The organism is Kineococcus sp. DHX-1 (assembly GCF_042473625.1).
GTDB lineage: Bacteria > Actinomycetota > Actinomycetes > Actinomycetales > Kineococcaceae > Kineococcus.
Genome location: NZ_CP170445.1, coordinates 2403172 through 2416116, shown reverse-complemented (window position 1 = coordinate 2416116; position 12945 = coordinate 2403172). Strand labels below are relative to the sequence as shown.

The window sequence follows — 12945 nt, the reverse complement described above, 5'->3', positions numbered from 1 at the left end:
CCCCGTGGTCCCCGCGCCCCTCCCCGTTCCCGCCTACGGCCGCGACACCCTCGCCGACCTGCTGCCCGCCGTCGGGCGCGCGCTCGGCGTCGCCGACTTCGCCGACGCTTCGCCGCACGTCGTCCTGCCTGCGGCGCAACGGGTGTGCTTCGTCCTCGTCGACGGGATGGGGGAGCTGCTCCTGGCGGCGCGGTCCGGTCACACCGGCACGATGCGGCGCTGGCGCTCCGACGGGCTCCACCGCGTCCTGACCGCGGGGTTCCCCACGACGACGGCGACGAGCATGGGCCTGCTCGGCACCGGGCTTCCGCCCGGCGGCCACGGCCTCGTCGGGTACGAGGTGCTCGACCCCGACCGCGACCGCCTGCTCAACGAGCTGCAGTGGGACACCGCCGTCGACCCCCGGCGCTGGCAGCCGCACACGACGCTGTTCCAGCGCGTCGCCGCTGCGGGCGTGGACGTCGTGCGCGTCGCCCCGCCGCACTTCGACGGGTCCGGGCTGACCGAGGCGGCCCTGCGCGGCGGCCGGTTCGTGGGGACGCCCGAACGGCTCGAGGCGCGGGTGGACGCCGCCGTCACGGCCGTCCGCTCGGCCCCGCACCAGCTCACCTACCTCTACTGGGGCCGCCTGGACCACACCGGCCACGGCGCCGGCGTCGACTCCGGGGAGTGGACCGCCGAGCTCGAACGCGTCGACGAGGCCCTCGGCACCCTCGCCCGCCGCCTCCCGCGCGGCACCCTCCTCGTCGTCACCGCCGACCACGGGATGGTCGACGTGCCCGCCGCGCAGCGCGTCGACGTCGCGCGAGAACCCGACCTGCTCGCCGGGGTCCGGCACCTCGGGGGCGAACCCCGCACCGTCCAGCTCTACACCGGACCCGGTGCGGCGCAGGAGGTCGCTCGGACCTGGCGGCAGCGCTTCGGTGCGAGCGCGGAGGTCCTGCTGAGGTCCGAGGCCGTCGCCGCCGGCTGGTTCGGCCCGGTCGAGGACCGCGTCTCCGGCCGCATCGGCGACGTCCTCGCCGTCATGCGCGACGACCTCGCCGTCGTGAACTCGCGGACGATGCGCCCCGAGACGCTGCGCCTCGTCGGGCAGCACGGGGCGCTCTCGGACGCCGAACGCCTCGTCCCGCTCTTCACCGTCCCCTGCTGAGGTTCCCGTGCGCACCCCGCTCCACCAGCCGCCCCTCCCCCCGTTCCCGGACTCCGCACGCAGCGCCCCGGGGATGCGGACGTTGCCCGCCGACCACGACCCCGTCCACGGCACCGCCCGCCTCGGCGTCGAGTACGCCCGCCGCGACGGCCGCTCCCTCCTCCTGCACCTGCTCGTCCCACCGGGGGAGCGCACGTCGCTGCCGCTCGTCGTGCACGTCCAGGGGTCGGCGTGGTTCGAGCAGGAGCTCGGCCTGAACCTGCCGGCGCTCGCGGGCTTCGCCGCCCGCGGGTACGCCGTCGCGACCGTCGCGTACCGCCCGTCGACGCTCGCTCCGTTCCCGGCCCAGGTGCTCGACGTGCGCGCCGCGGTCCGCTTCCTGCACCGGCACGCCGAGGAGTTCGGGGTCGACCCCGCGCGGACGGCCCTGTGGGGCGACTCCTCCGGCGGTCACACGGTCGTGCTCGCGGCCCTCACCGACGGCGACCCCGTGTTCGCCCACCCCGACGAGGACGAGGGCACCCTCGGCGTGCGGGCCGTCGTGGACTTCTACGGCCCGACCGACATCGCCGCCATGAGCGCCGAGCCGTCGGCGATGGACCACGACGCGCCCGACTCCCCGGAGGGCCTGCTCATCGGGGGGCACCGGGTCAGCGAGCGCCCCGACCTCGTGGCGCCGACCGTCGCCGCGTCGCACGTGCGACCCGGGCGGGACGTGCCGCCGTTCCTCGTCGTCCACGGCAGCCGGGACCGGCTCGTGCCGTTCGGCCAGAGCGTCCTGCTCACCGAGGCGTTGCAGGCGGCGGGGCAGCGCGTCGACCTCGTGCGCCTCGACGGCGCCGACCACGGCGGGCCGCCGTTCTGGTCCCCGGCCGTCCTCGACCTCGTCGACGGCTTCCTGCGCGAGCACCTGGCGTGAGCGCGACCCGCCGGCAGGCCCGCGTCGCCGTCCTCGTCCTGTTCGTCGTGGCGGGGGCCGTCACGGGCGGTTGGGCGGGGCGCATCCCGACGGTCAAGGCCGACCTGGGGCTCGGGGACGCGCAGTGGGGCCTCGTCGTCCTCGCGCAGCCGGTGGGCACGCTGCTGGCGCTGCTCGTGCTGACCCGGGTCATCGGCCGCACGGGTCCGCGCGTCCTGGCCCTGGCCGGCGCGGTCCTGCTGCTCGTCGTGGCGCCGTGCGCGGCGGCTTCGCCCACCCCGGCCGTCCTCGTCGTCACCCTGGCGCTGCAGGGGGCCGCCGTCGGGCTGCTCTTCGGGCCGATGAACGCCCTCGCCGTCGTCGTCGAGCGGCGCTACGGGCGCAGCACGATGTCCTCCTTCCACGCCGGGTTCAGCGCCGGGCAGCTCGGCGGCGGGCTCGCCGGCGTCGCGGCCGGCGCCTGGGGCGTCGACCCGTGGGCGCAGGTGCTGGCGTGCAACGTCGTCCTCGCCGTCGCGCTGCTGGCCACCCGGCGCGCCGTCCCGCGCGGGGACACCGACCCCGTGCGTCCCGCGCGGGACCGGGCAGGGCGGCGCGAGCGGCCGACGCGCCAGGTCGTCCTCCTGGCGGTCCTCGCCCTGCTGGGCGCCATCACCGAGGGTTCGGCCGTGCAGTGGAGCGCGCAGTTCTCCGTCTCGCTCGGGGCGAGCGTCGCGGTCGGGTCGCTGACCCTGGTCTGCTACTCCCTGGCCATCGCCGCCATGCGCACGGTCGGGGACCGGGTCGTCGACCGGCTCGGCCGCGTCCGCTTCGTGCAGGTGTCCGGGGCGACGACGGCCGCGGGCGTCCTGCTGGCGGTCCTGTCCGGCACCGTGCCCGCCGCGCTCGTCGGCTTCGCCCTCGTCGGGGTCGGCTGCGCGTGCGTGTTCCCCACCGTCATGGGGCTGGCGGGCAACCAGCCCGACGTCTCCGCGGGCCGCGCGGTGACGTTCGTGAACCTCGGGGAGTGGCCCGCGTTCTTCGTCGGGCCACCCCTCGTCGGCGCGCTGGCCGAGGTCACCTCGCTGCGCGCGGCGCTCGGTCTGCTCGTCGCGACGTCGCTGGTCGTCGCGGTGCTGGCGCGCTGGATCCGCGTGCCCGCGGTGGACGACCCGGCGCCCGTCAGTCCTTCTTCGTCCCGAACATGATGTCGTCCCAGCTCGGGACGCTGGGGCGCTTGGCCGCGGCCGATCCGCGGCGTGCGGACCGGTTGCGGCGGCGCGGTTCCGCCGGGGTCTCCCGAGGGGCCGGTGCCGGTCCGTCGGCGGCGGCTGCGGGATCCGGCTCGACCGCAGGTTCCTCGGCGGGCTGGGCGACGGGCTCCACGGCCGGCTCGGCGGCGGGAACGTCCGCCTCGGCCTGCTGCGCGGCCTCCTGCCCGTCCTCCTCCGAGGGTTCCGGTGCCGGCAGCACCGTCCGGTCGACGACGTCCTCAGGGGAGGAGTCGGCCGGGTGCGCGGGGGGCGGGTCGTTCACCAGCGCGTCCACCCGCGGCGCCGCCGACGAGGGCGACGACGAGGACGAGGACGAGGGGGGCGGCTGGTCGCGCGACGGCGTGGCCGGGCCCTGCTCGGGTCGGACCCCGCGGGCGGAGTCGAGCGCCTCGAGGAGGTCGTCCGTCGTGTCCTGACCGGCCAGGTTCGCGCGCACGCCGCCGTCGGCCTCGACGTCGTAGACGCGTTCGGAGCCGGTCCCCGACCCCGACCGCGGACCGTCACCGGCCACCGACACCAGGCGCCGGGCCGGCAGCGGACCGGGTTCGGCCGGTTCCTCCTCCGAGAGCCAGCGCGCCTCGTCGTCGTGGGCGCACAGCACGCGCGCCACCGGGTCGAAGCCCCAGCGGGCGACGCGTCCGCGTCCACCGGCGACGAACTCGCACTGGACGACCCAGCCGCCGTCCTCGGTGCGCCAGGCGTCCCAGCGGGCGCCCTCGGGGTCGACGGCCCGGGCGGAGAGCCGGGCGACCACGACGTCGTCGAGCGTCCCGGCGACACCGGACCGGCCGTACGGCGTGCGCCGGGCCAGCCCGGTCACGTGGGCGCGCTCGGCGAGGACGGGGCCCTCGTACCGGCGGACGTGCTCGACGCTGAGCCCGCCGGCGGCGGCGACCTCCTCGGCCGTCTCACCCGCGCGGATGCGCGCCTGGATGTCACGGGGGCGCAGTTGCGCCTCCATCTGGATCTGCAGCTGGCCCAGCCGGGCCCGGTCGCGGCGCACGGCGGCGCGCAGCGCCTCGTCCACCCGCAGCCGGAAACGGCTGCCGTCGGTGCCGACGAGCACGACGTGCTCTCCGTCGTCGTGGACCCCGACGAGCCTCAGGTCCTGCATGTGGGGCGCCCTCCAGGAAGCGTGGTGCGGGCCATCATCGCGGATGCACTCTGCCACCTCCGGCGCCGCCCCGTGCGGACGGCGGGAGAGGACGAGCCGCGGAGGGTGGCCCCGGGGGCGGAGGAGGGCTGCGGGAGTGGATGATGGCGCGGTGAGCGACGTGAAGCCGTACGACGCCGTCCTGCTGCAGTCCTTCGGCGGGCCGGAGGGTCCCGACGACGTGATGCCGTTCCTCGAGAACGTCACCCGCGGTCGGGGCATCCCCCGCGAGCGCCTCGAGGACGTGGCCCAGCACTACCTGCACTTCGGCGGCAGGAGCCCCATCAACGACCAGAACAAGGAGCTGCTGGCGGCGCTGCGGGCGGAGTTCGACGCCCGCGGTCTGGGCGACCTTCCCCTGCTGTGGGGCAACCGGAACTGGGAGCCGTACGTCACCGACGTGCTGCGCGCGGCGCACGAGGACGGCGCCCGCAAGGTGCTGACGGTCTTCACCAGCGCCTACTCCTCGTACTCCAGCTGCCGGCAGTACCGCGAGGACCTCGGCAAGGCCCTCGGGGCCCTCGCCGAGGAGGGTCGCAGCCTCGAGGTCGACAAGATCCGGCACTACTTCAACCACCCGGCCTTCGTCGACGTCAACGCCGCGGCCGTCGCCGACGCGGTGGGGCGGCTGCCCGAGGACGCCCGCGCCGGTGCCCGTGTGGTCTTCGTCACCCACAGCATCCCCGACGCCATGAACGACGTCTCGGGCCCGCCCGCCGCCGGGGGTGGCGCCTACGTCCGCCAGCACCTCGACGTGGCCGGCGAGGTCGCCCGCCGCGCCTCCGAGCGCCTCGGTCGCGAGCTGGCCTGGGACCTCGCCTACTGCTCGCGCAGCGGCCCGCCCAGCCAGCCCTGGCTCGAGCCGGACGTCAACGACCACCTGCGCGCCCTGCACGCGGGCGGTGTCCCCGGCGTAGTGGTGGCGCCCATCGGCTTCGTGAGCGACCACATGGAGGTCAAGTTCGACCTCGACACCGAGGCCGCAGAGACGGCCGAGGAGATCGGGTTGCCGTTCGCCCGGGCCGCGACCGTCGGTGCCACGTCGCAGTTCGTCGCCGGGCTCGTCGACCTCGTCGAGGAACGGGCCGCCCAGGCCCGCGGTGAGGAGCCGGAGCGCCCGGTGGCCGGTGGGCTGCCGCCGTCGCACACGGTGTGCCCCGTGGACTGCTGCCGGAACCTGCGCGCGGCCGTGCCGGCCGCGACGGGTGAGGACTGGCGCGCGCCCGTCCCGGCCGGGTCCTGAGCCGTGGACCAGCCCGCGACCGCCGAGCTGCGGCGGCTGGCCGTCGAGGTCGCCACCGCGGCCGGTGAGCTGATCTCGGCCGGTCGTCCCGACCGCGTCGAGGTGGCCGCGACGAAGTCGAGCCCGACCGACGTCGTCACCGCCATGGACACCGCCTCCGAGCAGTTGCTGCGCCAGCGGCTGCGGGCCGCCCGACCGCAGGACGGGCTGCTGGGCGAGGAGGAGGGCTACGAGGCGGGCAGCAGCGGGACCACCTGGGTGGTCGACCCCATCGACGGGACGGTCAACTACCTGTACGGGCTGCGGTCCTACGCCGTGAGCGTCGCCGTGGTCTCCCACGACCCGGCCGGCCCGCCGGACCCGCGGACGTGGACCGTGCTCGCCGCGGCGGTCGTCGACCCCTCGGCGGGGGAGACGTGGTCGGCGGCGGCCGGCGGGGGCGCGACGCTGACCGACGCGCGCGGGGTGCACCCGCTGCACGCCGGTGACGGCCCGGCCCTGGGGCAGGCGCTGGTCGCCACGGGCTTCGGCTACGACGCCGCCCGCCGAGCCGAGCAGGCCGCCGTCGTGGCGCGGCTGCTGCCGCAGGTGCGTGACCTGCGCCGCATCGGGACGGCGTCCCTGGACCTGTGCGCCGTGGCCGCGGGCCGTGTCGACGCCTACTACGAGCTCGGCCTCAACGCCTGGGACTTCGCGGGCGGCTGGCTCGTCGCCCGGGAGGCCGGGGCGCTCGTCACGGACTTCGCCGGCGGTCCGGCCGGTTCGCACGGCCTCGTCGCGGCGGGCCCGGGCCTGCACCCCGTCCTGCGCGAGACCCTCGGTCTGGGCTGAGCCCCGGGGACCACGACGCGGAAGAGCCCGACTCCCCACGGGGGGTCGGGCTCTTCGGGTCGGTCCGGGGGACCGGGAAGGATCAGGCGGGCGCGCACTCCGCGCCGGCGCGGACGTCGCTGCGGACGTCGACGACGGTGCGGCCGGGCTGGCTGGCCAGGTAGGCGACGGTGTCGGGCAGCGCCACGTCGTGCGCGGCGGCGAGGTCCACCAGGGCCTCGAGGTCGTCCAGCAGAGCCTGGGCGAGGTCGTCGTCACCGGAGGCGGCGGCGGAGTCGATGGTCGCGCGGGTGCGCTGGACGCGGTCGGACAGCTCGGCCACGAAGGTGGGCGAGGTCTCTACGGACGTGCTGGGTTCGTGCACGGGCACGGCACCTCCCTGCGGGGCGTCGGGAGCTCCTCTCGGCCGTGCACTCCGCCCCGGGCGCGGGGCGCGGGACGGACGACCGGATCGGCGGGGACGTGAGCACAGTACGGCTCGGGGGCCGCACGTCCAACTCCCAGGGTGTCCCGGCTGTGGACAGCCCCCCGAACGGCGGTACCGGCGATCGGTGCTCCCAAAGCCGTTGCCGGAGCGCGGAAGTGACGCACGTGACACCTGGTTTCCGGACGTTGACCCGTTCGGGTGGTCCCGGCCTTGAGGGCTTGCGGCGCGACACGCGACCCGCCCCCGTTCGAGTCCGGGCCGCGGGTAGGTCATGATGCGTGCTCGCTCGCGCTCAGCGCGGGGGGACGCAGGGGGCGGGGAGGGACTGGTCCCGGGCATGGATCGGGCGGTCGGGGCGTTGTCCCCGCCGCACCGGGGACCCGGTGCCGGCACGACGCGCGGGAACCGGCGGAAGAAGCAGGAAGACCAGCACGTCCTGCACGACGAGGACGACGGACGCCGAGAAGGCATGGAGTGTGAGGCGAGGTCATGGCGACCGACTACGACGCACCGCGCAAGAACGACGACGAGCTGAACGAGGACTCCATCGAGGAGCTCAAGGCGCGTCGCACCGACAAGAGCTCGGGCGCCGTCGACGAGGACGAGACGGAGGCGGCCGAGGGCTTCGAGCTGCCCGGGGCCGACCTGTCCAACGAGGAGCTGTCGGTGCGGGTCCTCCCGCGCCAGCAGGACGAGTTCACGTGCACGAGCTGCTTCCTCGTGGTGCACCGCAGCCAGCTGCACGACTCCGGCGACGGCCGGATCATCTGCAACGACTGCGCCGCCTGATCCCGGCGGCCAGGCGCTGCGGGCGCCGGGTCGACACCACCCAGTAGGGGGTGGGGTCGGCCGGGTCGTCCAGGTGGATCCGCACGGCGGGTCCGATCCAGGACCGGATCGCGAGGTGGGCCCGGGCGTCGAGCCCGGGCCCCAGCGCGGCCCGGCGCTCCCCGCGGGCGATGACGTCCACCCCGGAGACCACGGACAACGGCAACGTCGCCCGTCCGACCCGGAACTCCGTCTCGGTGAGCCGCGTGGTCCACGACAGGCTCAGCAGCACCCCGACGGCCAGCACGGCCCCCACGACCGCGCCCACGATGGCGCCCTGCGTCCCCCAGATCGGCAGCGCGACGAGCGCTCCGCCGACGACGGCGGGCAGCCAGGACAACCACGACGTGACCGCCGGCCACCACGTCTCGCGGCCGTCCCAGGCCGTGTCGCCGCTCGCGGGTCGCTCGGACGGCTGCGGGGACGGGGAGGGGCTGGTCGCGCTCGACACGAGCCCAGGGTCGCACGCGGGTGCGGCTCGGTTGACCGGGACGTTGACCGGGACGTGGACCGGGACGTGGACCGGGGCGGGACCGCACGGCCCGTGACGGGTAGGGTCGAGCCCCGTGACCGACGCGTTCCCGCAGGCCGAGGCGGTTCCGGCACCCCTGCCGGTGCCCGTCCTCCTGGCCGCCCCCGAGGCCCTGCCGACGTACGCCCACCCCGGCGACGCCGGCGCCGACCTCACGACGCGCGTCGACGTCGTCGTCGGGCCGGGGGAGCGCGTGACGGTGCCGACCGGGGTCTCGCTCGCGCTGCCCGACGGGCACGTCGCCTTCGTCGTCCCGCGCTCGGGCCTGGCCGCCAAGCGCGGGCTGACCGTCCTGAACTCCCCGGGCACGGTCGACGCCGGGTACCGGGGTGAGGTGCGCGTCACCCTGCTCAACACCGACCTGCGCGACGCCGTCGAGCTGCGGGCGGGTGACCGCGTGGCGCAGGTGGTCGTCCAGCGCGTCGAGCGTGTGCAGTTCCTGCCCGTCCGGGCGCTGCCGGTCTCCGCCCGCGGCGAGGGCGGCCACGGCTCGACGGGCGGCAGCGACGCCCTGGTGAGCGAGGCCCTGGTGAACGCCGTCCCCTTCCCCACCACCACCACTCCCGAGGAGCGACCGTGAGCCTGTTCCGCCGCCGCAAGGTCGCCGAGACCACCCCGAGCGACCCCGCGGCCGACGCGTCGACCGTCGCGGACGACACGGCGTCGGTGACCACCGCCGAGTCGGGTGCCGAACCCGCCACGGCGTCGTCGGGGGTCGTCGACGACCCGGAGGCCCGTGCGGCCGCCGAGGCGGACGCGCCGCCGACGACGCGGCCCGCCCCGGAGGCCTTCGACCGTTCCGCGGGCCCGTTCGACGTCTCCGAGGTCGACGAGGCGGACGAGCGGCTGGCCCTCGGCGGTCTGCGTCTGGTCGGCCGCGAGGGCATGGAGCTGCGCTTCGAGGTCGAGGAGGGCTCCGGCCGCGTCATCGCGGTGACCGTCGGGCTGAACGGGTCCACCGTGCAGCTGCAGGCGTTCGCCGCGCCGCGCTCGAGCGGGGTCTGGGACGAGATCCGCGCCGAGATCGCCGAGGCGGTCGTGCAGCAGGGCGGGGCGGCCGACGAGCAGGACGGCCCGCTCGGCCGGGAGCTGCTGTGCCGCCTGCCGGTGCGCACCGAGGACGGCCGCACGGCGCACCAGCCGGCGCGGTTCGCCGGCGTCGACGGTCCGCGCTGGTTCCTGCGCGCCGTGTTCAGCGGGCCCGCTGCGCACGACGCGGCCGCGGCCGCGGAGCTGGAGGGGGTCGTGCGCGAGACCGTCGTCGTCCGCGGCGAGGAGGCCATGGCGCCCCGTGAGCTCATCGCGCTGGCGCTGCCGGAGCAGCCCGCCCCCGCCGAGGACCCGGCGGAGGAGGGCCCGGCCCGCGACGACCTCAACCCGTTCGAGCGCGGTCCCGAGATCACCGAGGTCCGCTGACCGCAGCGGCGCCTCGTCACTCCGCGGAACCTCCAGGGACCTCTCGGAACACCGCCCCGGGGAGTGACGTTGGACCCTGCAGGCGACCGGGAGGGCCTACTGTGAGTGCCGTGTCGAAGTCCTCAGTGCTGGGCGCGCCCCTGTGGCGCCGTGCTCTGGCGCGGTTCACCGCGTCGAACTCCGACCTCGCCGCCGAGGAGGCCCAGGAGGACGCGGTCCGCAACGGTGGGACCCCGTGCGGCCAGGTGCCCGACCGCACCCGTGCGTGCGTCTGCGGGACGCTGCGCTCGGTGACCCTGCGCCCCCGTGGGGGCGTCCCCGCCCTCGAGGCCGAGCTGTTCGACGGGTCCGGCTCCATCCAGCTCGTCTGGCTGGGGCGCCGGCGCATCGCCGGGGTCGAGCCCGGGCGCCGGGTCAAGGCCAAGGGGCTCGTCGCCTGCGACGACGGCCAGCGGGTGATCTTCAACCCGGTCTACGAGCTCGTGTGCGCCGAGAAGGCAGAGGCGTAGTGGCGGACGCCGCCGGGTCCACGCCGTCCACCGCGCCCGGGGGGCCGCAGACGGTCGAGGAGCTCGTGCGCCTGCGCCTGTCGACGGCGCTGGGGGGGTGGCGCGGGCTCTTGGACTCCGCCGTCGCCCCGCTCGCGTTCCTCATCGCCTGGCTCGCCACGAGCGACCTGTGGGTCTCGGTGGGCGCCTCGCTGGCGGTCATGCTCGTCGCGCTCGTCGTGCGCATCGCCCGCCGCGAGACGGTCCAGTTCGCGCTCGGCAGCATCCTCGTGACGGCGGTCGCCGCGTTCGTGGCATCCCGCACCGGCCGCGCGCAGGACGTCTTCCTTCCCGGCATCCTGCTCAACCTCGCCCTGGCCGTGGCCTTCGCCGTGTCGATGCTCACGCGCTGGCCCGTCGTGGGGTTCCTCGTCGGGGCCGTCACCGAGGAGCCGACCGCGTGGCGTCGCGACCGCGGGATCGTCGCCCTGTGCCAGAAGCTGACGGCCCTCCTGCTGGCGGGGTACGTCCTGCGCGTGGCGGTGCAGCTGCCGCTCTACCTGAGCGACAACACGACCGGGCTGGCCGTCGCCAAGCTCGCCCTCGGCTGGCCCTTGCTGCTGCTCGGCCTGGCGATCGCCGGCGCGATGCTCCTGAAGGGACGCACGCCGCTCCAGGTGCGGTGAGGCTCACCTACCTGGGCCTGTTACCTTCTGCGCGTGGGGAAGAAGAAGAAGGACCTCTGGCCGAAGTCCAAGTGCTGCGAGTCCAAGGACAAGTGCCGGCGGTGCCCGTTGCGGATGCTCAAGGAGGGCACCATGCCCGAGGGGTGGACCGTGAAGCGCCGCCGACTGGTCAAGGTCGACTGACGCCGCTCACCCGGCCGTGCGGGTGGCGAGGACGTCGGTGACGACGTGCCCCAGCGCGAGGCCGCGCCGCTCGAAGCGCGTCTGCGGGCGCCACGCGGGCCGCGACCGGTCGGCCGAGACCTCGAACCGCGGGTCGGCTCCGATGACCTCGACCATCTGCTCGGCGTAGGGCTCCCAGTCGGTGGCGCAGTGCAGCGTGCCGCCCGGGGCGAGCCGGTCGGCCACGAGCGCGACGAAGTCCGGCTGCACGAGCCGGCGCTTGTGGTGGCGCGCCTTGGGCCACGGGTCGGGGAAGTACACGCGCACCCCGGCCAGCGCCCCGGCGGCGATGCGCGCGTCGAGCAGTTCGCGCCCGTCGCCCTCGAGGAGCCGGACGTTCTCCACGCCGTGCTCGACGAGACCCTGCAGCAGCGCGCCGACGCCCGGGGTGTGGACCTCGGCCGCGACGACGTTCGTGCCCGGATCGGCCTGGGCCATCGCGAGCGTCGCGTCGCCCATCCCGGACCCGATCTCGAGCACGACCGGGTGGTCGTCTCCGAACAGGTGGTGCAGGTCCAGCCGCCCCGGACCCGCCGGGACCGCGTAGCGCGGCAGGTGCGTGGCGAGCGCCTCCGTGCGCTCGACCCCCATCCGCCCCCGGCGCAGCTTGTAGGACTGCAGGGCCGTGCCGGCGGGGACGGGGGAGGCGCTCACCGCCCCATTCTCGGGCACGGGCGGGGGTGGCTCAGTCGTCGCCGAGGGCGTCGAGGAGGCGTTCGAGGGTGGGCAGGGCGGTGGCGAGGGCGGTGCGGTCGGCGGCGTCCAGGCGGTCCAGGGCCTGTTCCAGCGTCCGCGCGCTCGCGGCGTCGTAACGCGCCAGCAGCTCGCGGGCGTGGTCGGTGGCGCTGACCTGCACGGCGCGGCCGGCGCCGGGGGAGCGGTCCACGAGGCCGGCGGCCGACAGGGTGCGCAGCAGGTTGCTGACGGTGGGACGGGCCAGCCGCAACCGGTCCGCGAGGCCGCTGGGGCTCTGCGCGCCCTGTCCGGCCAGCACCCGCAGCAGCTCCACCTGCGCCTCGGGCAGGTCCGGCAGCGCGGCGAGGTCCCGACTGCGGCGCAGCACGGTGCGCCGCAGCGGTCCCAGCAGCGGGCCGAGCCGGCGGGCCGTCCCCGCTGCGGACGTGGCAGCGGACGTGGGGGAGGTCACGCGCCCATCCTGCCCGCCCGGGTTGCCCTTCTGAGTTTTGCTTGCAAAATAGAAGGCATGACGACCACCGACTTCCCCGTGACGACCACCGTCGAGCACCCCGTCCCGCCGCAGGACCTCTCGGGCATCGTGGGCCACCGCTTCGTCTACACGTACGCCAACGGCTGGCAGTACGAGATGTACGTCAAGAACGCCACGACCATCGACTACCGCATCCACTCCGGGATGGTCGGGGGCCGCTGGGTCAAGGACCAGACCGTCGACCTCGTCCAGCTCGACGAGGACGGCTTCAAGGTCTCCTGGAACGAGCCCACCGGCACGTCCGTCGTGGTGGACGTCATGCCGCAGCGCCGCCGCCTGCACGGCACGATCTTCTTCCCGCGGTGGGTCGAGGAGGACGGTTCCAAGACGGTCCTGTTCCAGAACGACCACCTCGACCGCATGCGCGCCTTCCGCGACGCCGGACCGACGTACCCCATCCATGTCGTGCCCGAGTTCGCCCGCATCACCCTCTTCGAGCACGTCGGTGAGGACAACGAGTCGGTCATCTCCGTCGCCCCCGGCGACCTGGACCCGGAGTTCCTGCAGCGCACGAGCTGACCCGACGGACCGACCCGATCGGATGATGGCAGGTTTCCTGTCAATGC

Annotated in this window: 17 protein-coding genes; 12 read left to right on the top strand and 5 right to left on the bottom strand. The window is 75.5% G+C overall.

The genetic code is table 11. The annotated features are described in order from the left end of the window. The first annotated feature begins 4 nt into the window (after positions 1-4). From ACFEMC_RS11740 to ACFEMC_RS11730, 3 genes are read left to right on the top strand one after another with little or no spacing between them, the layout of a single operon-like run. Entirely contained in the window at positions 5-1153 is a 1149-nt protein-coding gene (locus tag ACFEMC_RS11740) for an alkaline phosphatase family protein (protein ID WP_380169804.1), read from the top strand. Between the two features lie 7 nt (positions 1154-1160). Next, positions 1161-2072, top strand: coding sequence for an alpha/beta hydrolase fold domain-containing protein (locus tag ACFEMC_RS11735; RefSeq protein ID WP_380169803.1), 912 nt, complete (start codon positions 1161-1163; stop codon positions 2070-2072). After that, positions 2069-3259, top strand: coding sequence for an MFS transporter (locus ACFEMC_RS11730; protein WP_380169802.1), 1191 nt, complete (start codon positions 2069-2071; stop codon positions 3257-3259). Before ACFEMC_RS11735 ends, ACFEMC_RS11730 begins: the two co-directional genes overlap by 4 nt. Here ACFEMC_RS11730 and sepH read toward each other — a convergent pair. After that, the gene (gene sepH, locus ACFEMC_RS11725; protein WP_380169801.1) at positions 3234-4439 is read right to left on the bottom strand and encodes a septation protein SepH; all 1206 of its coding nucleotides are present in this window, start codon (positions 4437-4439) and stop codon (positions 3234-3236) included. The genes ACFEMC_RS11730 and sepH overlap by 26 nt on opposite strands. A 151-nt stretch (positions 4440-4590) precedes the next feature. On the opposite strand from sepH, the gene ACFEMC_RS11720 reads away from it, so the two are divergent. Together ACFEMC_RS11720 and ACFEMC_RS11715 are read left to right on the top strand one after the other, a co-directional pair. After that, positions 4591-5721 carry a ferrochelatase gene (locus ACFEMC_RS11720; protein WP_380169800.1) on the top strand — a complete coding sequence of 377 codons (1131 nt, stop codon included), beginning with the start codon at positions 4591-4593 and terminating at the stop codon, positions 5719-5721. Between the two features lie 3 nt (positions 5722-5724). Further along, positions 5725-6552 (top strand): inositol monophosphatase family protein, encoded by an 828-nt coding sequence (locus ACFEMC_RS11715; protein WP_380169799.1) that lies wholly within the window; start codon positions 5725-5727, stop codon positions 6550-6552. Between the two features lie 82 nt (positions 6553-6634). Here the strand turns inward: ACFEMC_RS11715 and ACFEMC_RS11710 are convergent, their stop codons facing one another. Beyond that, positions 6635-6922, bottom strand: a complete 288-nt coding sequence (locus tag ACFEMC_RS11710) for a hypothetical protein (RefSeq protein WP_380169798.1) — start codon at positions 6920-6922, stop codon at positions 6635-6637. A gap of 546 nt (positions 6923-7468) precedes the next feature. Between ACFEMC_RS11710 and ACFEMC_RS11705 the strand changes: the two genes are divergently transcribed. Beyond that, complete coding sequence (locus tag ACFEMC_RS11705; protein ID WP_106206830.1) at positions 7469-7768, top strand: DUF4193 domain-containing protein; 300 nt, start codon at positions 7469-7471, stop codon at positions 7766-7768. Here the strand turns inward: ACFEMC_RS11705 and ACFEMC_RS11700 are convergent. Next, positions 7743-8258, bottom strand: coding sequence for a DUF3093 domain-containing protein (locus ACFEMC_RS11700; protein WP_380169797.1), 516 nt, complete (start codon positions 8256-8258; stop codon positions 7743-7745). The two genes, ACFEMC_RS11705 and ACFEMC_RS11700, sit on opposite strands and share 26 nt — an antisense overlap. A gap of 157 nt (positions 8259-8415) precedes the next feature. Here ACFEMC_RS11700 and dut point away from each other — a divergent pair, with 157 nt between their 5' ends. From dut to ACFEMC_RS11675, 5 genes are all read left to right on the top strand, one after another. Further along, on the top strand, positions 8416-8919 hold the full coding sequence (gene dut / locus ACFEMC_RS11695; RefSeq protein WP_380176739.1) for a dUTP diphosphatase: 504 nt from the start codon (positions 8416-8418) through the stop codon (positions 8917-8919). Continuing rightward, on the top strand, positions 8916-9755 hold the full coding sequence (locus ACFEMC_RS11690; protein ID WP_380169796.1) for a DUF3710 domain-containing protein: 840 nt from the start codon (positions 8916-8918) through the stop codon (positions 9753-9755). Before dut ends, ACFEMC_RS11690 begins: the two co-directional genes overlap by 4 nt. A gap of 101 nt (positions 9756-9856) precedes the next feature. Continuing rightward, complete coding sequence (locus ACFEMC_RS11685) at positions 9857-10264, top strand: OB-fold nucleic acid binding domain-containing protein (protein WP_380169795.1); 408 nt, start codon at positions 9857-9859, stop codon at positions 10262-10264. Beyond that, complete coding sequence (locus ACFEMC_RS11680) at positions 10264-10929, top strand: DUF3159 domain-containing protein (RefSeq protein ID WP_380169794.1); 666 nt, start codon at positions 10264-10266, stop codon at positions 10927-10929. The genes ACFEMC_RS11685 and ACFEMC_RS11680 overlap by 1 nt, the downstream gene beginning before the upstream one ends. Positions 10930-10962: 33 nt before the next feature. Then, positions 10963-11112: a hypothetical protein gene (locus ACFEMC_RS11675; protein WP_370719854.1), complete on the top strand. Its 150-nt coding sequence runs from the start codon at positions 10963-10965 to the stop codon at positions 11110-11112. A gap of 6 nt (positions 11113-11118) precedes the next feature. Here the strand turns inward: ACFEMC_RS11675 and trmB are convergent, their stop codons facing one another. After that, the gene (gene trmB / locus ACFEMC_RS11670; protein ID WP_380169793.1) at positions 11119-11805 is read right to left on the bottom strand and encodes a tRNA (guanosine(46)-N7)-methyltransferase TrmB; all 687 of its coding nucleotides are present in this window, start codon (positions 11803-11805) and stop codon (positions 11119-11121) included. A gap of 31 nt (positions 11806-11836) precedes the next feature. Then, positions 11837-12298: a MarR family winged helix-turn-helix transcriptional regulator gene (locus ACFEMC_RS11665; protein ID WP_380176512.1), complete on the bottom strand. Its 462-nt coding sequence runs from the start codon at positions 12296-12298 to the stop codon at positions 11837-11839. A gap of 57 nt (positions 12299-12355) precedes the next feature. Between ACFEMC_RS11665 and ACFEMC_RS11660 the strand changes: the two genes are divergently transcribed. Continuing rightward, entirely contained in the window at positions 12356-12898 is a 543-nt protein-coding gene (locus tag ACFEMC_RS11660; protein ID WP_380176510.1) for a phenolic acid decarboxylase, read from the top strand. Positions 12899-12945: the final 47 nt, after the last annotated feature.

Bases quoted from the DNA above. Each gene is read 5' to 3' on its own strand.
- sepH (WP_380169801.1), bottom strand. From the start codon at position 4,439: ATGCAGGACCTGAGGCTCGTCGGGGTCCACGACGACGGAGAGCACGTC.
- ACFEMC_RS11705 (WP_106206830.1), top strand. From the start codon at position 7,469: ATGGCGACCGACTACGACGCACCGCGCAAGAACGACGACGAGCTGAAC.
- ACFEMC_RS11660 (WP_380176510.1), top strand. From the start codon at position 12,356: ATGACGACCACCGACTTCCCCGTGACGACCACCGTCGAGCACCCCGTC.